This is a genomic window from Nocardioides antri, assembly GCF_008373765.1.
In the GTDB taxonomy this organism is placed as follows: Bacteria; Actinomycetota; Actinomycetes; order Propionibacteriales; family Nocardioidaceae; genus Nocardioides; species Nocardioides antri.
Genome location: NZ_VUJW01000216.1, coordinates 1 through 379 on the forward strand (window position 1 = coordinate 1; position 379 = coordinate 379).

At 43.5% G+C, this 379-nt stretch carries 1 protein-coding gene; it reads right to left on the bottom strand.

The window, feature by feature from the left end; all coding sequences use genetic code 11:
- Positions 1-333, bottom strand: a 333-nt coding sequence (locus F0U47_RS23045; protein ID WP_149752386.1) for a 30S ribosomal protein S8, incomplete at its 3' end; no start/stop codon positions are given.
- Between the last annotated feature and the right edge of the window lie 46 nt (positions 334-379).

A 379-nucleotide genomic window follows, 5' to 3' on the forward strand; every position in this document is an offset into this window, starting at 1 on the left:
GTCCATGATGCCACCACTTGTTGTAAGGACTAGGTAACCAAACTGTCGTGAGGGGAGCAGATTAGTCCATCTTTCAATATCGTTGATGGGAACATCAAAACGAGGTGAAATGACACCACACTTGTTTAGTCTGCCTGTGAGATTTACAAGAATCTTGCCAGCTCTGTGATCATCAACGATTTCAAACTCTCCGATGTAACCGTGCTTCATCATCACTGTTAAAAACTTAACGATGACTTTGGAACAGGGCCTGATGAGGACTTGTCTTTTCCCTCGCTTTTCAGCATTATGTATAGATTTTAAGGCGTCACTCAATACGTTCATACGCACCATGGCTAAGATTTAGCTCGCGCTTCGTAGCGAACCGAATTGACAGAAC